Annotated in this window: 19 protein-coding genes; 10 read left to right on the top strand and 9 right to left on the bottom strand. The window is 70.3% G+C overall.

The features are described from left to right. Nucleotides 1-11 precede the first annotated feature (11 nt). The 3 genes from pstA to pstS form a co-directional block, all read right to left on the bottom strand. Nucleotides 12-1,058, bottom strand: coding sequence for a phosphate ABC transporter permease PstA (gene pstA, locus IEZ11_RS29205; RefSeq protein ID WP_189265910.1), 1,047 nt, complete (start codon nucleotides 1,056-1,058; stop codon nucleotides 12-14). Then, nucleotides 1,055-2,065 carry a phosphate ABC transporter permease subunit PstC gene (gene pstC, locus IEZ11_RS29200; RefSeq protein WP_189265909.1) on the bottom strand — a complete coding sequence of 337 codons (1,011 nt, stop codon included), beginning with the start codon at nucleotides 2,063-2,065 and terminating at the stop codon, nucleotides 1,055-1,057. The genes pstA and pstC overlap by 4 nt, the downstream gene beginning before the upstream one ends. Nucleotides 2,066-2,209: 144 nt before the next feature. Next, nucleotides 2,210-3,340: a phosphate ABC transporter substrate-binding protein PstS gene (pstS, locus tag IEZ11_RS29195; protein ID WP_189265908.1), complete on the bottom strand. Its 1,131-nt coding sequence runs from the start codon at nucleotides 3,338-3,340 to the stop codon at nucleotides 2,210-2,212. A gap of 363 nt (nucleotides 3,341-3,703) precedes the next feature. Between pstS and IEZ11_RS29190 the strand changes: the two genes are divergently transcribed. Next, a complete protein-coding gene (locus IEZ11_RS29190; protein ID WP_189265907.1) occupies nucleotides 3,704-5,266 on the top strand; it encodes an FAD-binding oxidoreductase in 1,563 nt (520 codons plus the stop codon). 161 nt (nucleotides 5,267-5,427) lie between these two features. On the opposite strand, the gene IEZ11_RS29185 is transcribed toward IEZ11_RS29190, so the two are convergent. From IEZ11_RS29185 to IEZ11_RS29165, 5 genes are all read right to left on the bottom strand, one after another. Then, the gene (locus tag IEZ11_RS29185; RefSeq protein WP_189265906.1) at nucleotides 5,428-6,120 is read right to left on the bottom strand and encodes a phosphatase PAP2 family protein; all 693 of its coding nucleotides are present in this window, start codon (nucleotides 6,118-6,120) and stop codon (nucleotides 5,428-5,430) included. Between the two features lie 192 nt (nucleotides 6,121-6,312). After that, complete coding sequence (locus IEZ11_RS29180; RefSeq protein WP_189265905.1) at nucleotides 6,313-7,332, bottom strand: C40 family peptidase; 1,020 nt, start codon at nucleotides 7,330-7,332, stop codon at nucleotides 6,313-6,315. Nucleotides 7,333-7,444: 112 nt separating this feature from the next. Continuing rightward, a complete protein-coding gene (locus tag IEZ11_RS29175; RefSeq protein ID WP_189265904.1) occupies nucleotides 7,445-8,215 on the bottom strand; it encodes a trypsin-like serine peptidase in 771 nt (256 codons plus the stop codon). 366 nt (nucleotides 8,216-8,581) lie between these two features. Continuing rightward, nucleotides 8,582-9,343: an SDR family oxidoreductase gene (locus IEZ11_RS29170; protein WP_189265903.1), complete on the bottom strand. Its 762-nt coding sequence runs from the start codon at nucleotides 9,341-9,343 to the stop codon at nucleotides 8,582-8,584. A 129-nt stretch (nucleotides 9,344-9,472) separates the two neighbouring features. Further along, the gene (locus IEZ11_RS29165; protein ID WP_189265902.1) at nucleotides 9,473-10,381 is read right to left on the bottom strand and encodes an oxidoreductase; all 909 of its coding nucleotides are present in this window, start codon (nucleotides 10,379-10,381) and stop codon (nucleotides 9,473-9,475) included. A 53-nt stretch (nucleotides 10,382-10,434) separates the two neighbouring features. On the opposite strand from IEZ11_RS29165, the gene IEZ11_RS29160 reads away from it, so the two are divergent. The 9 genes from IEZ11_RS29160 to IEZ11_RS29120 all read left to right on the top strand — a co-directional run bounded on the left by IEZ11_RS29160 (nucleotide 10,435) and on the right by IEZ11_RS29120 (nucleotide 22,008). After that, the gene (locus IEZ11_RS29160) at nucleotides 10,435-11,037 is read left to right on the top strand and encodes a TetR/AcrR family transcriptional regulator (RefSeq protein ID WP_189265901.1); all 603 of its coding nucleotides are present in this window, start codon (nucleotides 10,435-10,437) and stop codon (nucleotides 11,035-11,037) included. A gap of 306 nt (nucleotides 11,038-11,343) precedes the next feature. Beyond that, a complete protein-coding gene (locus tag IEZ11_RS29155; protein WP_189265900.1) occupies nucleotides 11,344-12,717 on the top strand; it encodes a S53 family peptidase in 1,374 nt (457 codons plus the stop codon). 401 nt (nucleotides 12,718-13,118) lie between these two features. Further along, the gene (locus IEZ11_RS29150; protein WP_189265899.1) at nucleotides 13,119-14,426 is read left to right on the top strand and encodes a S53 family peptidase; all 1,308 of its coding nucleotides are present in this window, start codon (nucleotides 13,119-13,121) and stop codon (nucleotides 14,424-14,426) included. Between the two features lie 345 nt (nucleotides 14,427-14,771). Continuing rightward, a complete protein-coding gene (locus IEZ11_RS29145) occupies nucleotides 14,772-15,080 on the top strand; it encodes a DUF8827 family protein (protein ID WP_089101683.1) in 309 nt (102 codons plus the stop codon). A 140-nt stretch (nucleotides 15,081-15,220) separates the two neighbouring features. Next, nucleotides 15,221-16,048, top strand: coding sequence for a DUF8175 domain-containg protein (locus IEZ11_RS29140; RefSeq protein WP_189265898.1), 828 nt, complete (start codon nucleotides 15,221-15,223; stop codon nucleotides 16,046-16,048). Next, entirely contained in the window at nucleotides 16,038-17,387 is a 1,350-nt protein-coding gene (locus IEZ11_RS29135) for a hypothetical protein (RefSeq protein WP_189265897.1), read from the top strand. Before IEZ11_RS29140 ends, IEZ11_RS29135 begins: the two co-directional genes overlap by 11 nt. Next, nucleotides 17,384-18,943: an SCO6880 family protein gene (locus IEZ11_RS29130; protein ID WP_189265896.1), complete on the top strand. Its 1,560-nt coding sequence runs from the start codon at nucleotides 17,384-17,386 to the stop codon at nucleotides 18,941-18,943. Before IEZ11_RS29135 ends, IEZ11_RS29130 begins: the two co-directional genes overlap by 4 nt. A 14-nt stretch (nucleotides 18,944-18,957) precedes the next feature. Next, a complete protein-coding gene (locus tag IEZ11_RS29125; RefSeq protein ID WP_189265895.1) occupies nucleotides 18,958-20,373 on the top strand; it encodes an ATP-binding protein in 1,416 nt (471 codons plus the stop codon). 12 nt (nucleotides 20,374-20,385) lie between these two features. After that, nucleotides 20,386-22,008, top strand: coding sequence for a type IV secretory system conjugative DNA transfer family protein (locus tag IEZ11_RS29120; RefSeq protein ID WP_189265894.1), 1,623 nt, complete (start codon nucleotides 20,386-20,388; stop codon nucleotides 22,006-22,008). On the opposite strand, the gene IEZ11_RS29115 is transcribed toward IEZ11_RS29120, so the two are convergent. Beyond that, nucleotides 22,005-22,571 carry a GNAT family N-acetyltransferase gene (locus IEZ11_RS29115; RefSeq protein ID WP_189265893.1) on the bottom strand — a complete coding sequence of 189 codons (567 nt, stop codon included), beginning with the start codon at nucleotides 22,569-22,571 and terminating at the stop codon, nucleotides 22,005-22,007. The two genes, IEZ11_RS29120 and IEZ11_RS29115, sit on opposite strands and share 4 nt — an antisense overlap. Nucleotides 22,572-22,692 lie beyond the last annotated feature (121 nt).

Raw genomic sequence — 22,692 nt, 5'->3', positions numbered from 1 at the left:
CTGTCGGCCGGTCAGCGACCGGTCTTGGGGGCCTTCCAGCGGGCGATGCCGCGGGCCACCAGGTTCAGGATCATCACGAAGGCGATCAGCGTGAGCGAGGCCGCCCAGGCACGGTCGTAGGCCGCGTTGGCGCCGGCGCTGTTCGCGTACTGCTGGTAGATGAACAGCGGCAGCGACGACTGCGCACCCTCGAAGGGGTTGTTGTTGATGAACGGGTTGCCGAACACCAGCAGCAGCACCGGCGCGGTCTCACCCGCGATACGGGCGATGGCCAGCATGACACCGGTCGTGATACCGCCGATGGAGGTCGGCAGGACCACCTTCAGGATGGTGCGCCACTTGGGCACGCCGAGCGCCAGCGACGCCTCGCGCAGCTCGTTCGGGACGAGCTTGAGCATCTCCTCGGTGGAGCGCACGACCACCGGCATCATCAGGATGGCCAGGGCCAGCGATCCGGCGAAGCCGAAGGGCTCCATGTCGAAGATCAGCATGAGGCTGAGGATGAACAGACCCGCGACGATCGACGGGATACCGGTCATCACGTCCACGAAGAAGGTGACGGCCTTGGCGAGCCGGCCGCGCCCGTACTCGACGAGGTAGACCGCGGTGAGGATGCCGACCGGGGCGCCGATCAGGGTGGCGAGGCCGACCTGCTCCAGGGAGCCGATGATGGCCGCGTAGGCACCGCCGCCGGGCTGGGAGTCGGCGACGACGCCCATGGAGTGCGAGAGGAAGTAGACGTCCAGGACCTTCACACCGCGCGAGACGGTCACCCAGATCAGGGAGACCAGCGGGACCACGGCGACGACGAAGGCGACCCACACCAGGGAGGTGGCGACGCGGTCCTTGGCCTGTCGGCGGCCCTCGACCCGGGCGGCGATGGCATAGGTGCCGAGCACGTAGAGGAGGCCGGCGATCAGACCCCACTGGACCTTGCTGTCCAGGCCGCCGACCAGGCCGATGGCCACGCCGAGGACGATGGCCCCGCCGACGATGGCGTAGGGGGACCACTTGGGGAGGGTGGCACCGCGCAGGGTGCTGGCTGCTGCGGTGCTCATGCGTTGGCCCCCGAGTACTCTGCGCGGCGCTGGATGATGATGCGGGCCGCGCCGTTGACCAGCAGGGTGATGACGAAGAGGACCAGACCGGAGGCGATGAGCGCGTCACGGCCGTCCGAGGTCGCCTCGCCGAACTTGCTGGCGATGTTCTGGGCGAAGGTGCCGCCGCCCGGGTTGAGCAGGCTGGCGTGGATGTCGAAGTCCGGGGAGAGCACGGTGGCGACGGCCATCGTCTCGCCGAGCGCGCGGCCGAGGCCGAGCATCGAGGCGGAGATCACGCCGGAGCGCCCGAAGGGCAGCACGGCCATGCGGACGACCTCCCAGCGGGTGGCGCCGAGCGCCAGGGCGGCCTCTTCGTGCATCTGCGGGACCTGGCGGAAGACCTCGCGGCTCACGTTGGTGATGATCGGCAGGATCATGATCGCGAGCAGGATGGCGACGGTCAGCATCGAGCGCGGGGCGCCGCCGTCCCAGGAGAAGATCCCGGTCCAGCCGAAGTAGTCGTTCAGCCAGCCGAACAGGCCGGTCATGTGCGGCACGAGGATCAGGGCACCCCACAGGCCGTACACGATGGACGGCACGGCGGCGAGCAGGTCGATCACGAACGCGACGGGGCCGGCCAGGCGGCGCGGCGCGTAGTGCGTGATGAACAGGGCGATCGCGACCGCGATCGGGACCGCGATGGCCATGGCGATGATCGAGGAGACGATCGTGCCGAAGGCGAGCACCGCGATGCCGAAGCTCGGCGGGATGAGGTTGGTGTTCCACTCGAAGGTGGTGAGGAAGTTGCCGTGGTCGCGGTTGATCGCGAGGGCGGCCCGGTAGGTGAGGAAGACCGCGATCGCGGCCATGACCACCAGGAGCAGGATGCCGGAACCGCGGGAGAGACCGAGGAAGACCCGGTCACCGACCCGGGTGGCGCCGCGGGCGTCGCGCTTCTGCTCGGCCGCGGAGGGCTGCGGGGGTATGGGGGGAGGTGCGTCTGCTGTCTGCGTCGATATGTCCATCGGGTTCTCCGGTCTGCGGAGTCGCCTGCGGGGGCGGCTCGGAGGAGCCGTGAGCCCCGCACGTAGGGGTGTACGGCTCCGGGCGGCGGTGCACCGGACGGTGCGGCCGGGTCCTGTCCGGAACCCGGCCGCACTCGCGGATCTTTAGCTGAGGCCCTCGATGGTGGTGCGGACCTTGGCGATGATGTCGTCGGGGACGGGGGCGTAGTCGATCGTGGAGAGGATCTTCTGGCCGTCCTCGGAGGCGATGTAGCGCAGGAACGCCTTGGTCGCCGGGAGGGTGTCGGCCTTGTTGCCCTTGTCGCAGACGATCTCGTACGTGACCAGGGTCATCGGGTACGCGCCCTCGGCCTTGGTCTTGTAGTCGAGCTGGAGCGACAGGTCCTTGCCGGTGCCGACGACCTTGGCGGCCGCGATGTCGGCGGTGGCGGACTCGGTGGACGGGGCGACCGGCGCGCTGGCACCCGTGTCGATCGAGACGGCCTTGACGCCGTCCGAGACGTAGGAGAGCTCGAAGTAGCCGATGGCGCCGGAGGTCTGCTTGACCTGCTGCGCGACACCCGCGGACTGCGGAGCGGACTGGCCGCCCTTGGCCTGCCAGGCCTTGCCGCCGGAGTACTTCCAGTTGTCCGGGGTGGCGGCGATCAGGTACTTGGTGAAGTTGTCCGTCGTACCCGACTCGTCAGAGCGGTGGAACGCCTGGATCTTCAGGTCCGGGAGCTTCGCGCTGGGGTTCAGCTTCTTGATCGCCGCGTCGTTCCACTTGGTGATCTTGCTGTCGAAGATCTTGGCGATCGTCGGCGCGTCCAGGACCAGGCTGTCGACGCCCGGGACGTTGTAGCCGAGGGCGATCGGGCCGCCGACCATCGGGAGGTCGATGCCCTGGCCGCCGGAGCAGACCTTCTTGGAGGCGGTGACCTCTTCCGGCTTGAGCGCGGAGTCGGAACCCGCGAAGGCGATCTGACCCTGCGTGAAGGCGGTCACACCGGCACCGGAGCCGGAGCCCTTGTAGTTGATCTGGACGCCACAGGCCTGCGAGAAGTTCTTCACCCAGGCGTCGATCGCGTTCTTCTGCGCGGAGGAGCCGTCGGCGAGCAGCTGGCCCTTGGCGTCGTCGCACTTGATGGAGCTGGCGTTGGCGGAGGCCGAAGAGCTGCTCGAACCACTGCCGCCACCGTTGTCGTCCGAGCCGCACGCCGTGAGGGCCAGGGCGCCGGAGACGGCGACAGCACCGAGAGACAGGGCGCGCAGCCGGTTCTTGCGCTGAAGCTTCACTTTCGGGGGTTCCTTCCAGAGGCGCCACCTTCGGCGGCGTGCGAAGTAGATGGTGGGCGAGGGCCTCCTGACTGGGCATTAACGACCGCTCACCGCACCCGGTACGGCCGAAATTAGGCAGAACAGGTGAAGCGTCCGATGGCCATAGGTGAACGGGGGGTGAACCCCTGCCGTCAACCCGGTTAGGTCACGGAATGCTCACGGTGAGGGCACGTGCCGGTTCCAACGGCCGGGTTAAGCGAACAAGTCTTCGGCGTTCGCCATCACAGCCGTTACGACGTCACAGCGTTCGTTACACCGCATGGGAACCCGTGTGCGACAGAACGCCGTCTCGTCCCACGACAGCCGACGAAAGGCACGGGCATGGAACGGCGTACGTTCATAGCGGGCGGGGCGGCCACCCTCGCGGCGACCGCACTGACGGGGTGCAGCTCCGGCGGCGCCACCGCATCCCACACGACCGGCGCGCCGCTCGCGACCACATCCTCTCGTACGGCACTGAAGACCACCAGCGCAGCGGCCGCGGCCAACTGGACGGCCCTCGCCCACGCCCTGGACGGCACCCTGATCCGCCCCGGCGAGAGCTCCTGGACAACCGCCCACCAGCTCTACAACACCCGCTTCGACGGCCTGAAGCCGGTGGCGGTCGCCTACGTGGCGCACGCGGACGACATCCGCACGACCCTGTCGTACGCCCAGGCGCACGCCCTGAAGGTCTCGATCCGCAACGGCGGCCACTCCTACGCGGGCTACTCCTCCGGCGACGGCCGCCTGATACTCGACGTCTCCAGGCTGAACCGGATCCGCGTCAGCGGCGGTACGGCGGTGGTCGGCGCCGGCTCCAAGCTGATCGACGTCTACCGCGGCCTGGCGGCCAAGGGCGTGACCATACCGGCGGGCTCCTGCCCAACCGTCGGCGTCTCCGGCCTGGTCCTCGGCGGCGGCCACGGGGTCGCGTCCCGCGCGTACGGCCTGACCTGCGACAGCCTCACGCAGGCGACACTGATCACGGCGGACGGCACGCAGGTGGTCGCCAACGCCGGCACCAACAAGGACCTCTTCTGGGCGCTGCGCGGCGCCGGCAACGGCAACTTCGGCGTCGTCACGGAGCTGCAGTTCAGGACCCACCCGACCCCGCAGGGCGTGACGGCGTACCTGACCTGGCCGTGGTCGAAGGCGGCGCAGGTCTTCAAGGCCTGGCAGGAGTGGGGACCCTCCCAGCCGGACGAGATCTGGTCCTCCCTGCACCTGGAGAACTCGGGCGGCAACCCGCGCGTCTCGGTGGCCTGCTTCTCGATGGGCACGTACGGCGAACTGCAGAACGCGGTCGACACCCTCGCCCACCGGGCGGGCGCCAACGCCTCCTCCGTCTCCCTGCGCCGCCACGGCTACGAGGAGGCGATGGAGATCTACGCCGGCTGCTCCTCCTTCGCCACCGAGCCCCAGTGCCACCTGCCCGGCTCCACCCCCGGCCGCTCGCCCCAGGGCAGGCTCGGCCGCGAGACCTACACGGCCCGCTCCGACTTCTTCGACCGCTCGCTGTCCGCGGCCGGCGTCCAGACGGCCCTGAACCAGATCGCCGCCGTCCGGGGCGGCGCGGGCAGCATCGCGTTCACGGCGCTCGGCGGGGCGGTGAACCGGGTCTCGCCGACGGCGACGGCGTTCGTGCACCGCCGGTCGCGGATGCTGGCGCAGTACATCGTGTCCTTCGGCGCCGGGTCCTCCGGCAGCACGGGCCAGTCCTGGCTGAACGCGGCACACACGGCGATGAAGCCGTACGCCTCCGGCGCGGCCTACCAGAACTACGCGGACCCGACGCTCACCGGCTGGAAGAAGGCGTACTACGGCGACGCCGTGACGAAGCTGGGCAAGGTGAAGAAGCAGTACGACCCGAACCGCTTCTTCTCGTACGCGCAGGGCTTGTAGGGACCGGTTCGGCCGCGGGCGCGTGGGGGCTGGTCGCGCAGTTCCCCGCGCCCCTTACGGGGCGCTGCACAGCCGCGGGCAGGCGTGCCGCAGGGCGGCACGGGTGGGCGCGGCGGCACCCTGCAAGCGCCGGTAAGCGTCCCCGCCCCCCCGGCCCCCGCCTACGCCGCCAGATCCCGCTCCTCCGACTCCAGGGCCGTACGCCCGCCCGGCACCACCCCCACCGTGGCCGACCGGCCCCGCACGATCCACCCCACCCTCGGCGACCCCTCCACCGCCTTCATCACCGGCGTCAGCAGGGCGGTCGCCAGCGGGGACAGCAGGAGCACGACGGCCGTCCCCAGCGCGAACCCCCCGACCACGTCCGTCGGATAGTGCACCCCCATGTACACCCGGCAGAACCCCTCCGCCAGCGCCAGTCCGATCCCCGCCAGCCCGAACCGCCGGTTGGCGATGAACAGCCCGACGCCCATCGCCATGGTGATCGTCGCGTGGTCGCTCACGAAGGAGTAGTCGGTCTTGCCGGAGACGAGGACGTCGAGCCCCTGGTGGGTGAGGAAGGGCCGGGGCCGCTCGACGAAGCCGCGGATGGGGACGTTCACGAGGACGGCGATCGCGGCGGCGAGCGGCGCCCACACCAGCGCGGCCATCGTGGCCGCGACCTCGCCGTCCCCGCGGCGCCGCACGGACCACCAGCACCACACCACCAGCAGCACCATCGCGAGAAGCAGTCCGTACTCCCCGACGAACTCCATGGCCCGGTCGAACCAGTGCGGCGCGTCCTTGGCCAGGCCGTTGATGTCGTAGAGCAGGTCGACGTCGGGGTTCGATCCGGATTCGGCGATTACAGCCATCGCGCTGCGGCCCCTTCTCGTCGTCCGGGACGCACCTGGTGTGCGTCGCTCGCTGCCACCCCCGTGGTCGGCTACGTCAACAGGAACGCACGGCCCACACCACTACGTTCCAGGATCCACCGAATGATCACGCAGACGTTATCGAAGAGAGACACAAACCCCCAGCTCAGGGGGGTGGGTTATACGCTCGGTTCAGACCGCCGTCGGGAGCGCTTTCGCGCCATCCTCGGTGACGCGGGTGGCTCCGAAGTAGTCGGCCGAGTCGATGGGGTCGAAACGGATCACGGCCCCGGTGTAGGGCGCGTCGATCATGTACCCGCCACCGACATAGATCCCCACGTGGTGGATGGCGCGGGAGTTCGAGAGGTCGGTGGAGAAGAAGACGAGGTCCCCCGGGAGCAGCTCCTTGCGGGAGGGGTGCGGCCCGGCGTTGTACTGGTCGTTGGCGACCCGCGGCAGCGTGATCCCGACGCTCGCGTACGCCGCCTTGGTCAGCCCGGAGCAGTCGAAGCGGCCGCGGTCCGCGGCGGTGCCGTTGCCGCCCCAGAGGTAGGGGGTACCGAGCTTGTTCTGGGCGTAGTTGATGGCCCCAGCGGCCTGCTTGGTCGGGGAGAGCCGGCTGACCGGCGCGGCGAAGCTCTCCTCCAGGGTGGTGATGGTCTTGACGTAGTTCTGGGTCTCCTTGTACGGCGGTACGCCCTTGTACTTGATGACCGCGTACGCGCCCGCGTTGTAGGCCGCGAGCATGTTGTCGGAGACGTTGCCGGGCACGTCCTTGACGTAGGAGGCGAGCTGGCAGTCGTAGGAGGCGGCCGACGGGATCGCGTCGTTCGGGTCCCAGACGTCGCGGACCCCGTCCCCGTTCCCGTCGATACCGTGGGTGGCCCAGGTCCCCGGGATGAACTGAGCTATCCCCTGCGCGGCCGCCGGGCTCTGCGCCTTCGGGTTGAACCCGCTCTCCTGGTACAGCTGTGCGGCGAGCAAGGCGGGGTTGAGGGCGGAGCAGAGGTTGCCCCACTTCTGCACGAGCGTCTGGTACGCGGCCGGCACGGCGCCCTTGGCCAGGGTCTTGCCGGTGCCGCCGACCTCGCCCAGCAGGTTCCCGGCGACGACGTACACGCCGATGACGAGCAGCATGACGAAGCTCAGCCCGAGCGCGGCCGCCGCGCCTCCGATCACCCATACTTTCCGCACGCCCCAACCCTCCCCCATGCCAGGGCTGTTCAACGCCATTTCGGCCGAGAGTGGCGCTATTTCACAGGAAGACGGCGCACATGACGCCGTTTCAGCCCGCCGCCCCCGGCGCAGCGCCCCGCCCGCGGGCTCAGCCGCCCGTGGCGTCCTTGTAGAGCTCGGCGGCCTCCCTGCCGAGCACCACGCTGTACGAGACGTCGGGGGTGGAGCCGCCCTGCTCGTGCCCGCCCAGCACCCCGACCAGCTCGTGGTCCCCGTTCACCCAGGGACTGCCGCTGGTGCCTCCGGTCAACTCGGGGCAGTCGATGCGCTGTTGGGTGGCGCTGTGCGGAACGGGCCGGTTGGTGCAGCTGACCGGCACCTCGCGGGAGTCGGGGTACCCGGTGACGGTGACGGCGGTGGCGCCGGTGGCCACCCCGGCGGCGAACCGGTTGCTCCCGGTCACGTCCTCGACCCGCTTCCCGCCCAGCTCGTCCACGACGGCGAAGGCGACGTCGCTGTCCTCGTCCTGCCCGTGCGCCCACCCGTCGGGCAGGTACCGCTTCCCGATCTTCCACACCCCGTACGGCGCCTGCCCGTCCCGGTATCCCGGCACGAACACGAGCCCGGCGTCGCCCCCGCTGTCGATGCAGTGGGCGGCGGTGACGATCAGGTCCCGCTGCGGGCTGTGCACGACGGAGGCGGTGCAGAAGTGGTTGCCGGACAGGCTGCCGGCCTTGTCGGCGCCGAACAGCGCCCCGACCCGCGCGCTCTCCGCCGTGGCCCCGACCACCGCGGTCACCCCGAACGGCCCCGCGGCCTCGTCGGCGGCCGCGACGGAGGCCGACGTGACGGCCAGTATGACCACGGCACAGAGCACGACGCGTCGCGAGTTGGCGGAGATGCCTGAGGTGCGCTTCATCAGGCCCCACTGTCTCCCACAAAGGTGAGAATCGGTTCCCGACTTCACTGAGTTTTTCCTGGGAACCGCCCTCGCGGCCGACCGGCCGCCCCCCGAGTGGCAGAGCCGTCGGCCGGGGCATCGACACACCCCCACAGCGATCTTTACCCGCGCTTGACGCCCGGAACGTGCACAGAGTGAGGTACGGGGGCGGGTGCCGTGTCGTCTTCACCCGGGACGGGCACACGCTCTGCGAGCAGACCACCGGGTCCGAGGCCCAGCCTCACTCGGTCGCCGTCACCTTCGAAGGGGTGACGGAACTCCGGGTCACCGGCCAGGACGCACACCTGTCTCGCCTCGGACAGCCCCTGAGGCCCGCCCCGGCACTCAGAACGTGGTCGTCATCCCGCCGTCCACCGCGATCGTCTGCCCCGTGATGAAGGACGCCGCGTCGCTCGCCAGGAAGACGACGATGCCCGCGATCTCCGCGGGGCGGCCCCAGCGGCCCAGGGCGGTCCGGGTGCGCAGCCAGCGTTCCCAGTCCGGGTCCGCCGCCGGTTCCGCGTCGACGTCCGTCGCGAACGTGCCCGGGGCCACGGAGTTCACCGTCGTACCGCTCGGGCCCAGGTCGGCGGCGAGCGCCCGGGTCAGTCCGTCGAGGCCCGCCTTGGCCGTGGCGTAGGCGACGTCCCCGATCCGGCCGAGCTGGCCGACGACGGACGAGACGTTGATGATGCGGCCCGCCGTGCCCCGCGCGGCCAGGCCCCGGGCGACCGTCTGGCTCAGCGCGTACGCCGACGTCAGGTGGACGTCGAGGAGCGCGGACAGCTCGCCCGGGGCCATCTCCTCGACGCCCCTGCGGTCCCGGTGGCCCACGTTGTTGACCAGGATGTCGATCGCGCCGACGGCGGTCACCGCCTCCTCGGCCGCGCCCCGGTCGGTGACGTCGAAGGCGGCGCCCGCCACGTCCAGGCCGTCGTGCTCGCGCAGCCGGGAGGCCACCGCCTCCAGCGTCGCCGCGTCCCGCCCGTTGAGGATCACCCGCGCGCCGGCGCCCGCCAGGCCTCGCGCCATCTCCAGGCCCAGCCCCCGCACGGAGCCGGTCACCAGGGCCGTACGTCCGGTGAGGGTGAAGTCCACGGCGCCCACCGCGCCACCTCCCGGAAGGCCGTCGTATCCGTCGTGTCGGTCGTGTCCGCACACCGTATCCGGCGCCGCGGGCAGCTCCGCCGCGCGTCCAGCACCTGGGCGGTCACCCGGCCCTGACGTGCACGATGTTCACACGGCCCCCACTCCGGGCGCCCACGTCACGCCCGTCATCTCCTCCGACAGCGTCCACAGCCTGCGGGCCGCCGCCGCGTCGCTCGCCGCCGCGCTGCGGCCCACCAGGGCCGGCGCGCCCCGCATCTCGCCCAGGCCGTCCGGACCGACGTAGCTCGCACCCGGCAGGTCCTGGGTCGCCGCGTACAGCGTGGGCAGGGTGCCCGCGCGGTCGTCCTGGGCGACCAGGAGGTTGCCGAGCCGCATGCCGAGGCGGGCCAGCGGGTTGGCGGTGTGGCTCTGCAGGTTGGTGGCCGCGTAGCCGGGGTGGGCGGCGAGGGCGCGGACGCGGGAGCCGGCCTCCGTCAGGCGCCGCTGGAGCTCCAGCACGAACAACAGGTTCGCCAGCTTGGACTGGGCGTAGGCGCGGGTCGGGTGGTAGGTGCCCCTCAGGTTCACGTCGTCGAAGTGGATCACTCCGTCGCCGCCCCGGTGCAGGCCCGAGGAGACCGTCACCACACGGTCCGTGACATAGGGCAGCAGCAGGTTCGTCAGCGCGAAGTGGCCCAGGTGGTTGGTGCCGAACTGCATCTCGAAGCCGTCCGCGGTGCGCAGCTCCGGGAGCATCATCACGCCCGCGTTGTTGATCAGGAGGTCCAGCGGCCGGTCCCAGCCCGCGGCGAACTCCCGTACCGAGGACAGGTCGGCCAGGTCCAGGCGGCGGACCTCGGTACTGCCGGGCACCCTGGCCGCGGCCGCCCGCCCGCGCTCCGGGTCCCGTACCGCGAACACCACATGCGCACCCGCCCGTGCCAGCGCGTCCGCGGCGGTGAAGCCGAGTCCGCTGTTGGCGCCGGTGACCACGGCCGTACGGCCGGAGAGCGCGGGGAGGTCGGACGCGCTCCATTTCTTGTTCTTCTCAGCCATGACGCCAATGTAGGCGGCGACAACAATGCTGTCAACGACAACATCGGGTTACCATGGCGCCCATGCCGCCAAGCCGCCCCTACCATCACGGAGACCTGCGCGCCGCCCTGCTCGCCAGCGCGGAGCGCACCCTGCGCGAGAAGGGCACCGCGGCGCTGTCCCTGCGCGAACTGGCCCGCGACACCGGGGTGAGCCACGCGGCCCCCGGCCGGCACTTCAAGGACAAGCAGGCCCTGCTGGACGCGCTCGCCCTCAGCGGGTTCGAGCGCCTGAACCAGGCCCTGGCCTCGGCGGACCTTCCGGAGGCCGCCCTCGAACCGCGCATCACCGGGCTGGCCCGCGCCTACGTCACCTTCGCCGTCGACAACCCCGAGCTGCTGGAGCTGATGTACTCCCGCAAGCACGAACCGGACATCGGCACCGAACTGGCCACCGCGGCCGAGCTCTCGCTGGGCTCCTTCGTGCTGCTGGTCGCCGACGCCCAGCGGCGCGGCGAGATCGTGCAGGGCGACCCGGAGGCCGTCACTCTCGCGGCCGCGGCCGGCGTCCACGGCCTGGCCGCACTGGCCACCAACGGCACCCTCCGGCCGGAGGCGGTCCTGGCCGGCCTGGACCAGCACATCCACCTCCTGCTGTACGGCCTCAAACCCCGCTGATCCAGGCCCGGTTGAGGCCACCGGCAGACTTCCCCGACGGCGCGGTACGCCCGATCAACGCGCATTGAGGCCCGCCCCGGCGGCACTTCAGGTCAACCGGACCCCAACTTCCGGCCATCCGACCCCCATTGATCAGTAAGCCATTCCGTCCTTCAGTAACGCGGAAGTCAGGATTCCGAAATCCACCTTGTTGTCGCGTACTCAACAAGGGGATGGTTCGTCGCGGGCCGCCGCCCCCACCGGCCACCACACCGGTGGTCCCCCACCCGCAGGCCTCTGTCCCAACCCCTCCCAGGAGGCTGTACGTTGCGTACGTCCACCCCCAACTCCCCCCACATAGCCGGTAGATGGCGCCGGATCGGATCCGCCGCCGCGGCCACCGCCGCGCTCCTGGTCGCCGGCATCGGCACCGCGGCGCACGCCACCGCGGCGACCGCGACCGCCGCCACGGCCCACAAGGTCAGCACCCGGGCCATCGCCGCCCAGGTCGCCAAGGCCCATGTCCAGTACGAGAAGGCCGGCTGCGGCGCCACCCCGAAGACGGGCTACGCCGCCTGCAACGCCCTGCGGGTCACCGGCGGCACCACCGCCTTCATGGAGAAGCAGGCCGCCCTCAGGGGCGTCACGCCGAAGACCGTCAAGCCGAACGCCGCCTCCGACTCCCCCACCGGATACGGCCCGAGCGACATCCAGTCGGCCTACGGCCTGACGGACGCGGCCTCCTCCGACGGCTCGGGCGAGACCGTCGCGATCGTGGACGCCTACGACGACCCGAACGCCGAGGCGGACCTGGCCACCTACCGTTCGTACTACGGCCTGTCGGACTGCACGACCGACAACGGGTGCTTCGAGAAGGTCTCCCAGACGGGCTCCACCACCTCCCTCCCCTCCGCCGACAGCGGCTGGGCCGGTGAGGAGTCCCTCGACCTGGACATGGTCAGCGCGACCTGCCCGAACTGCAACATCCTGCTGGTCGAGGCCAAGTCGGCGTCCGACGCCAACCTGGGCACCGCGGTGAACGAGGCCGTCAAGCTGGGCGCCAAGTTCGTCTCGAACAGCTACGGCGGCTCCGAGTCCTCCTCGGACACGACGTACGACACCTCGTACTACAAGCACGCGGGCGTGGCCATCACCGCGAGCGCCGGTGACGAGGGCTACGGCGCCGAGTACCCGGCCGCCTCCCGCTACGTGACCGCCGTCGGCGGCACCGCCCTGAAGACCTCCTCCAACAGCCGCGGCTGGACCGAGTCGGTCTGGAAGACGTCCAGCACCGAGGGCACCGGCTCCGGCTGCTCCGCCTACGACGCCAAGCCCTCCTGGCAGACCGACGCCACCTGCACCAAGCGCATGATCGCCGACGTCTCCGCGGTCGCCGACCCGGCCACCGGCGTCTCCGTCTACGACTCCTACGGCGACGACGGCACCGGCTGGAACACCTACGGCGGCACCAGCGCCTCCTCGCCGCTGATCGCCTCGGTCTACGCCCTGGCCGGCACCCCGGGCAGCAGCGACTACCCGGCCGAGTACCCGTACGCCGCGGCCGGCACCTCCGCCCTCAACGACGTGACGAGCGGCAACAACGGCACCTGCACCACCTCGTACTACTGCACCGCCAAGTCGGGCTACGACGGCCCGACCGGCTGGGGCACCCCCGAGGGGACCGACGCCTTCACCGGCTGAGCCCCTCCAGCAGAACCTCCCCGTCGGGTCACGGGGAGCCGCCACCGTGAGGGGGACGTGGGGTCCCCTCGGCGGCAGCGAAAGAGAGACGGGCCACGGCAAGCCGGCCGTGGCCCGTTTTTCATGTCCTTGGCAACTCCCGTGCATTTCCTGTGAGTTGAGTCAAGCGCCCGTCACCCGCAAGACAACGGACAGCCATCGAAGGGTCACGCGAAGCTCCCGTTCGGCAATGCGGAAGTCAGGATTCCAGCAGCCTCTTGTTGTCGCGTACTCAACAAAGGATTCTCGTCGCGGGCCGCCGCCCTCGCCGCCGGGGAACCCGTACCGACGGCAGACGCACCAGACCGCACCCGCACCGCCCCTGTTCCAACCCCAGTACCGGAACTCAGGAGGCTGCACGCATGCGTTCCACTCCCCCCAACAGATCCTCCCTGCGCGGTGGCTGGCGCCGCCTCGGCACCGCCGCGGCCGCCACCGCCGCGCTGGTGTTCGCCGGCTTCGGCACCGCCGTCCAGGCCGACGCGGCCGCCACCGCGTCCGGCAAGGTGACCTACGTCTCGACACCCTGTGCGACCCCCAAGCACACCGGTGACCTCACCTGCAAGTCCTACCGCGTCACCGGCGGCCTCACCGCCTTCCAGAAGATGCAGGCCGCGAAGACCGGCATCACCCCCAAGGCCGCCGACGCCTCCACCCCCTCCGGCTACAGCCCGACCAACCTCCGGTCGGCCTACGGCCTGACCTCCGCCGCCGCCTCCAACGGCTCCGGCGAGACCATCGCGATCGTCGACGCGTACAACGACCCGAACGCCGAGGCGGACCTCGCGACCTACCGGTCGTACTACGGCCTGTCCGCCTGCACCACGGCCAACGGCTGCTTCAAGAAGGTCAGCCAGACGGGCTCCACCACCTCGCTGCCCTCCTCCGACGCCGGCTGGTCCGAGGAGATCTCCCTCGACCTCGACATGGCCTCCGCGATCTGCCCGCTGTGCAACATCACGCTCGTCGAGGCCACCAGCGCCAGCTACGCCAACCTCGGCACCGCCGAGAACGAGGCCGTCGCCCTCGGCGCCAAGTTCGTCTCCAACAGCTACGGCGGCTCCGAGTCCTCCTCGCAGACGACGTACGACACCTCGTACTACAACCACGCGGGCGTGGCCATCACCGTCTCCTCCGGTGACAGCGCCTACGGTGCCGAGTACCCGGCGACCTCCCGGTACGTGACCGCCGTCGGCGGCACCAAGCTCTCCACCTCCTCCACCACCCGCGGCTGGACCGAGACCGTCTGGAAGACGTCCAGCACCGAGGGCACCGGCTCCGGCTGCTCCGCCTACGACGCCAAGCCCTCCTGGCAGACCGACACCGGCTGCACCAAGCGCATGGAGTCCGACGTCTCCGCGGTCGCCGACCCGGCCACCGGCGTCTCCGTCTACGACTCCTACGGCGTCACCGCCGGCTGGTACACCTTCGGCGGCACCAGCGTCTCCGCGCCGATCATCGCCGGTGTCTACGCCCTCGCCGGCACCCCGGCCAGCGGCACCTACCCCGCCCAGTACCCGTACGACTACGCGGGCACCTCGTCCCTCAACGACGTGACGAGCGGCAACAACGGCACCTGCTCCACCTCGTACTTCTGCACCGCCACCACCGGTTACGACGGTCCGACCGGCTGGGGCACCCCCGAGGGCATCAGCGCCTTCGCCAACTAGTAACCGGCACCACCCCTCTCACCGGCTCACGGGTCGCGGCAACCAGCCGCGACCCGTTCGTCATGAGAACATCGGGACGGTGGCTTTCACCCGACTGGCCGTCACAAACCGTGCCAGACCGTGAAAGGGGTCAACGACGGAACCACACGACAGGTTTCGCCCAGTCCTCATTGCCCGGCGTGACCTGCCGTGATACACAGAGTGACCGTACGGTCCCTTCGTACGAAACCCGCCAATCAATGACGTCAAGTCGACATACTCCGGCGACGTTGTCAGCGAGAATGATGCGTGACCTCTGCACCCGGCAGGGGCGGACAGAACTACCCACCAGGGGCGGTGACTTACATGTTCCTTGCAGCCGACAAGGGTGACATCAACACCATCATCGGCGGAATCGCTCCGGACTGGGGCCCCTTCGGCAGCCTGGGCAACGAGGCGAAGACGATGATCCAGGTGGTCATGGCCGTCGCCATCCTGCTCTGCCTCGGCATCGCCGTCTGGGGAGCCGCCAAACAGCGCATCGGCGCCACGGCCCTCCGCGACACCTTCAGCGCCGAACAGGGCAAGGGCCTCATCATCGCCGGCCTCACCGGAGTCTTCATCATCGGCTCCCTCGGCACCTTGTTCACCATCGTGTACGGCATGGCCGTCTAGCCGCCTGGACCTCCCTCTTCCCCGCCCTGAGGTTGCGTTTCCCTGATGTCGAGTCACCACACCGCGCCCGCGCGGGAACCAGCACGGCTACCGTCGTACTGCTACGCGTTCCGGTACGACGTGGAGGGGGAGTACCCGGCATGAGCCTCGGAGACGAGCCCGGTTACCCGGAGACCGGCCACACCCGCACCCGCCTTCCCGACGACCCCTACGGCGGCGCCCGCCGCACCGGCCGCTCCTCGTCCCGGAGCCTGGTCACGGTCGTCGGCGTCGTCGTCCTCCTGATCGCGGCGATCGCCTTCGCGAACAGAGGCGGGAACGAGGGGTCCTCGAACACCGCCGACACCAACAGCACCGGCAACGGCGGCAAGCCGGTGACGTCCTCGACCGCGGCCAGCGGCACCAAGCCGGTGGAGACCAAGAGCGACGGCATCCCCACCGGCTTCGCACACAGCGCCCAGGGAGCGCAGAGCGCGGCGGCCAACTACTCCACGGTGCTGGGCTCCGACGGCATGTTCAAGACGGCCACCCGGCACACGATCGTGCAGACCGTCGCCGACCCCACCGTCGTGAACAGCATGCAGTCCGGCTTCGACGCCGACTACTCGGCCGACTTCCTGAAGAAGGCCGGCCTCGAAACCGACGGATCGGCACCCCAGGGCAGCACCTTCGTCAACCGCACGCTGCCGGCCGGCGCCAAGGTCACCTCGTACAGCGACAGCGCCGCCACCGTCGAGGTCTGGTGCAACGGTTTGTTCGGCATGGCAGGCGAGAAGTCGACCAGCCCCGTCACCAGCAACTGGTTCACCGTCACCATGAAACTGCACTGGAGCGACGGCGACTGGAAGGTTCTGCAGTCCAGTCAGAAAACCGGCCCCACCCCGGTCACCGGAGACAACACCGTGTCCGGGACCGACGAGATCAGCAAGGCGGTCCAGGAATTCGGAGGGTTCACCTATGCCCGCTAGCCAGCACCGCGTGCTCAAACTCACCGGCCTGGTGGCCTGCGTGCAGACCTCCGCCGTCCTCCTGGCCACCCGCGCCCTCGCGGCCCCCTCGCCGAGCGCCTCCCCGTCCGTGAGCCCTTCGGCCACGCCGAGCAGCAACAACTGCGCGGGCATGACCGGCCCCTCGCTGCAACTCTGCGAAAGCGGCTCCGGCGGCAGCGGCGGCGGCTCCACCGACCCCCTCACCTCCACCCTCGACCCCCTCACCTCCCTCGCCCAGGGCTGCGCCAAGGCCGCCTCCTGGACCGTCGACAAGCTCAGCGGCGCCGTCAAGGAGACCGCCAACGTCGACTTCACCAACGAGAAGTTCCTCCAGCAGTACGCCGTCGTCTTCGCCGCGTCGACGATCCTCACCCTGCTCCTGTGGCTGCTGGCCGTGGCGAAGCGGGCGGTACGCGGGGTCCCCCTGACCACGGCCATCTCCGAAGCCATCGGATTCCTCTGGCTCACCGTCCTGGCCTCCGCCTTCACCCCCCTGATCCTCTACACGGTGGTGTCGGCGACCGACGGCGTGACCGACGTCCTCGCGAAGACCACCGGCAACCAGACGGACGCGTTCTTCGGCACCTTCTCCGACGCCCTCAACAAGGGCGACAACATCGGCGGCGGCCCGATCATGCTGATCGTCGTCTCCCTGGTCAGCATCCTCGCCGCCGGCGTCCTCTGGCTGGAGCTCGTCATCCGGGCCGCCCTGCTGTACGTCGGCGCCCTCCTCGGCACCGTCGTCTACGCCGGCCTCGTCGACAAGAACCTCTGGGGCCACGTCCGCCGCTGGGCCGGCATCATGATCGCGGTCATCCTCGTCAAACCGGTGATCGTCATCGTGCTCGGCCTGGCCGGCGCCCTGTCCTCCGACGGCGGCCCCGACGCCTTCTCCGCCGTCGTCTCCGGCCTCGCCATCATCCTGCTCGCCATCTTCGCCAGCGCGATGATCTACCGCTTCGTCCCCGGCTTCGGCGACGAGATCGCGGGCAGCCGCAACAACCGCATCATGCAGGGCGCCGAGGGCAAAGCCGCCGCCGTCATCAGCAGCCCCGCCAACCTCGTCGCCCAGGGCATCAGAACGCACAGCGCCCGCGCCGACAACAACGGCGGCGGGGGCGGCGGTACCGGCTCCTCCGGTGCCCGCCCGTCCAACCCCGCCTCGGGCGGCGTCGCCGCGCACAGCACGCGCACCTCGAACGGTGGTGGCGGCGGAACTGTCCCCTCCGCCGCACCCGCACCCCGCGCGCCCAGCCCGGCCAACACCCCGCACGCCAGCAACACCCGCAACAACAGCTCGGGAGGTGAAGGGCGTTGACGACAGAGTCCCACCTGTCCCATCCGATCACGCCCCGCCGTACGTATCTCATCGGCCGGGCCCGGCCGAACGCGATCATCGGCAGGAACCGTGAGTCCGGCGAGATCGCGCTCATCATCGCGGGCGCGTTCCTCGGCATGATGTGCGGGCTCCTCGTCCCGGTCCTCTCCCTGCGGATCGTCCTGCTGATGGGCTTCCCGCTGATCGCCCTGGCCGCGGTCTACGTGCCGTACAAGCGCCGCACGTTCTACAAGTGGTTCGAGATCAACCGCAGTTACAAGCGGAGCCTGCGCCAGGGCACGGCCTACCGGTCCGCCGCCGCCGAGGCCGGCACCCGCCTCGACGGCCGCGAGATCGAGGTCGGCCCGCCGCCCGGCATCGGCCGCATCAGCTGGCTCGCCGCGCCCTTCGGCCCCGACGAGATCGCCGTGCTCCTGCACGCCGACCGCAAGACCGTCACCGCCGCCATCGAGATCGAGGGCCCCGGCGTCGGCCTGCGCGACTCCGAGGACCAGGAAGCCCTCGTCGACCGCTTCGGCACCCTCCTCAAGCACGTGGCCAACGGCGACGGCTTCGTCACCCGCCTCCAGATGCTCGCCCGCACCCTCCCCGCCGACCCCGACGCACACGCCAAGGACGTCGCCCAGCGCGGCGACGAGAAGGCCCCGGACTGGCTGTCCCGCTCCTACGACCAGCTCCAGTCCATGGTCTCCACCAGCAGCGAACAGCACCGCGCCTACCTCGTCGCCTGCATGCACTACTCCCGCGAACTCGCCGCCGAGGCCCAGGCGATGGCCCGCGCGGCCCGCCCGCAGTCCGGCCGCAAACTGGACCGCGACGCCGGTCTCGCGGTCGTCATGGCCCGCGAGCTCACCGACATCTGCTCCCGCCTCCAGGAAGCGGACATCCGCGTCCGCCAGCCCCTCGGCCAGGGCCGGCTCGCCTCGCTCATCCACTCCATGTACGACCCGGACCACCCCATCGACCACATCCAGGCGATGACCCAGCGCAACGCCTGGCCGGCCGAACTCGACGCCATGGAGCCCACGTTCCTCCAGGCCAAGACCCGCGAGTCCCGCACCCGCGAACCCTGGTGCCACGCCACCGCCTGGGTGAAGGAATGGCCGATGACCCCGGTCGGCGTCAACTTCCTGGCGCCCCTCCTGGTCCACACCCCGGACGTCATCCGCACGGTCGCCGTGACCATGGACCTCGAACCCACCGAGGTCGCCATCGAACGCATGCTGACCGAGAAGACGAACGACGAGGCGGAGGCGTCCCGCGCCGCCAAGATGAACCGGACCGTCGACCCCCGCGACATCGCCGCCCACAACCGCCTCGACCAGCGTGGCGAGGACCTGGCCAGCGGCGCGGCCGGCGTCAACCTGGTCGGCTACATCACCGTCTCCTCCCGCACCCCGGAGGCCCTCAACCGCGACAAGCGCACGATAAGGGCGTCCGCCGGCAAGTCGTACCTGAAGCTGGAGTGGTGCGACCGCGAGCACCACCGCGCCTTCGTGAACACACTGCCCTTCGCCACCGGAATCCGAAGGTAGAGGCTGATGCGCTGATGAGGGACCCGCTGTCCGTCCTCACCGAAGCCTTCACGTCCTTCCTCTTCGGGAAGGTCGAGACGACCCGCTCCCCGGTCCGCACCTCCACCGGCCAGGCCCAGGCGGTCTACCTGCCCACCGCCGCGCCCGGTCTCGGCGACTCGGGCGTCATCATCGGCCGCGAGGTGTACTCCGGCAAGGGCTACATCTACGACCCCTTCCAGCTCTACGGCCAGCAGCTCCCCGCCCCGCACTGGCTGGTCCTCGGCGAGTCCGGCAACGGCAAGTCGGCCCTGGAGAAGACCTACGTCCTACGGCAGCTGCGCTTCCGCGACCGCCAGGTCGTCGTCCTGGACGCCCAGGGCGAGGACGGCGTCGGCGAGTGGAACCTCATCGCGGAAGAGCTGGGGATAACGCCGATCCGGCTGGACCCGATGGCGGCCCTGGACCACGGCATCCGGCTCAACCCCCTGGACCCGGCCATCACGACGACCGGCCAGCTGGCACTGTTGCGGACCATCATCGAAGTGGCGATGGGCCACGGCCTCGACGAGCGCGCGGGTTTCGCGCTGAAGGTCGCCCACTCCTACGTCAACGAGACGATCCTCGACCGCCAACCCGTACTGACCGACATCGTCGAGCAGCTACGGCACCCCGAGCCGGAGTCGGCCGAGGCGATGAACGTCGCCATAGACGACGTACGGGCCTGGGGCCTGGACGTCGCCCTGGTCCTGGACCGCCTGGTCGACGGTGACCTGCGGGGCATGTTCGACGGCCCGACCACGGTCGGCATCGACCTGGACGCCCCGCTCATCGTCTTCGACCTCTCCCACATCGACCGCAACTCCATCGCCATGCCGATCCTGATGGCGATCGTCGGCGTGTGGCTGGAGCACACCTGGATCCGCCCCGACCGCAAGAAGCGCATCTTCCTGGTCGAGGAGGCCTGGCACATCATCGCCAGCCCGTTCGTGGCCCAGCTGTTCCAGCGGCTGCTGAAGTTCGGCCGACGGCTCGGCCTGTCCTTCGTGGCGGTCGTCCACCACCTGTCGGACGTCGTGGACGGCGCGGCGGCCAAGGAGGCGGCGGCCATCCTGAAGATGGCGTCGACACGGACGGTCTACGCCCAGAAGGCGGACGAGGCCCGAGCGACGGGCCGCGTGCTCGGCCTCCCCCGCTGGGCGGTCGAGATCATCCCGACCCTCACCCCCGGCATCGCGGTCTGGGACGTCAACGGCAACGTCCAGGTGGTCAAACACCTGGTCACCGAGACGGAACGCCCGCTCGTCTTCACGGACCGCGCGATGACCGAGTCGTCCAGCGACGTACTGGCCACGGACGACGCCCTGCTCGCCGCCGAACTGGAGGCGGAACAGCGGGCGGCGGCCTTCGTGGAACAGCACCTCGGCGACTCCGAATCGACGGTGGCATAGGGAGGACCGTTCGTGAGACCGGACCCTCGACAGGAACGCGATCAGCAGGGCGGCGGGATTCCCGACGGCCTGCTGATCGGCATACTCGGGTTCCTGCTCGGCATCACGATCCTGGTGTGGACGGCGACCGGACTGGCGGCCTGGTTCGCCCACGGCAGCTGGCCGTCGACGGTCGACCTCTCCCACACCCCGGTCGCGATGCGCCACCTCATCGGCGCCCCGCACGACATCACCGGCGCCTGGCCGGACACCCCGGCGGCCCGCCTGGCCGGCTGGGGGCTGTTCTGGGGCCTGTTCATCGGCCAGCTGATGATCCTGGTCGTCCTCACCGTGTTCGTGCTCGGGACGGTCGCCCGATGGCGGGCCGGGAGGCGTAGCCGGGCAGCGGCGGCGAAGCGCGGGGAGAGCAGGACGACGGCCGGGGTACCCGAGCCGCGCACCGAACGGGAAGCGGCTGAACGGCCGGGCACCGGGGAGGGCGTGTACCGGGAGGGCGTATCCCGGGAGCCTCTCTCCCGAGAGCCTCTGTACCCGGAGGCCGTGCAGCGGGAGCCGGTTCAGGAGACGGTCCGTCCGACTGAGTCCCTTGAGTCCATCGAGCCCATCGAGCCCCTTGAGCCCCTTGAGCCCCTTGAGCGCCGTGCATCCCTTGCGTCCCTTGCCTCCCTTGAGGGAATCCGCCCCACCGCCGACGGCGACCGGCCGGGCGCTTGGAGCAGGATCCACCTCGCACCGCGGGAACGCCGGCAGGCGACCGCGACCCAGGCCATCCAGGACGCACCCGGCCCCGCCCTCGTCGTCACCTCGAACCCCGCCCTCTGGTCGGAGACGAAGGACGCCCGAGCCAAACTCGGCCCCGTCCTCCTCTACGACCCGAACCACCTCTGCGACACCCCCGCCCGCTTCCACTGGTCCCCCACGGCCCACTGCGCGGACAAGCAGACCGCGATCCGGCGCGCCCAGGCCCTCCTCACCCCGGTCAGACCGACCGCGAAAATCGACCAGACGGTCACGGAGACGGCCGAGACCCTCCTGCGCAGCTACCTGCACGCCGCCGCGCTGGAGAACCGCACGATCCGCCACGTCCACCGCTGGGCCCAGGGCACCGGCGTCCAGGACGCCGTACGAACCCTCCGCACCCACCCGAAGGCGGCCCCCGGCGCCGCCGGCGAGCTGGAGGCCGCCCTCACCTCCCACCCCGAACGCCGGGACATCGCACAGGAGTTGACGGCCCGCGCGCTCGCCGCCCTGTTCACGGTCAACATCCGCGAGGCCTGCACACCCAACCGATCCGATGCCCTCGCCCTGGATTCCTTCATCGCCGAAGGGGGCACGCTTTATGTGGTCGGTGAATCCATCGAGGACCCCAGGACCAACCCCGGGGCGATGCCGCTCCTGACAGCGCTCGCCTCCAGCGTGGTCGAGCACGGCCGGCGCATGGCCGAACGGTCATCCCCCGGTCGGCTCGACCCACCACTGACCCTGGTCCTGGACGACGTGGCGGCCGTGGCCCCACTCCCCCAGCTTCCCGACCTGCTGGCCACCGGCACCGGCCAGGGCCTGCCGACCCTCGCCCTGCTCCGCTCCCATGAACAGGCCCGCTCCCGCTGGCCGCACCGGGAACTGCCGGTCTAGGCCGGCCACTCCAGCACGAACTCGACCTCGGTCTCCGCCTCGTCCTTGAAGAACGGGACGAGTACTCCGCTCGGCACGAACCCCGCCTTGCGGTACGCCCCCTGGGCCCGCGGGTTCTCCCCGTGCACCAGCAGCCTCACCCGCTCCGCGCCCCGCTCCCGCGCCCACTGCGCACCCGCGTCGAACAACGCCTTGACCAGTCCGACGCCCCGGTGCTCGGGCCGTACGAACACGCCTACGACATGCCCCTGCCGCCGCTCGACGGGAAACCCGGCCCAGTCCATGGTCCCGGCCTCCTCGATCAGCATGGTCGCGGTCCCGGCCCACTCTCCGTCGGCCGCCTCCGCGATGAACTGCCGGGCATCGCTCGGCTCCGCGGCCGAACGCGCGGCCCGCTCCTGATAGAAGGAGTCCGGCCGCCCCAGGGCCTCGTCATAGGACTCCAGGAACGCGATGTCCGCCACCGGGTCCCGCAGCGCGGCGAGCCGCAGCCGCTTGACGGCCGCCCACTCGTCGGCCCGTATCGCACGAATCAGGTAATCACCGTCGGTCGTAGCAGTCATGCGGCCACGCTAGACCCCACCGGCCGCTCACTCACCTGGTTTATAACGTGGTCTATAACGCAGAAAACCCCCGCATCTTCCGATGCGGGGGTTTTCCCAAAATTTGTTCGGCGGTGTCCTA

Origin of the sequence: Streptomyces fuscichromogenes, from assembly GCF_014645815.1 — a bacterium.
In the GTDB taxonomy this organism is placed as follows: domain Bacteria; phylum Actinomycetota; class Actinomycetes; order Streptomycetales; family Streptomycetaceae; genus Streptomyces; species Streptomyces fuscichromogenes.
Note: the sequence above shows the minus strand (reverse complement) of the source record. Positions and strands in the feature narration are given on the sequence as shown.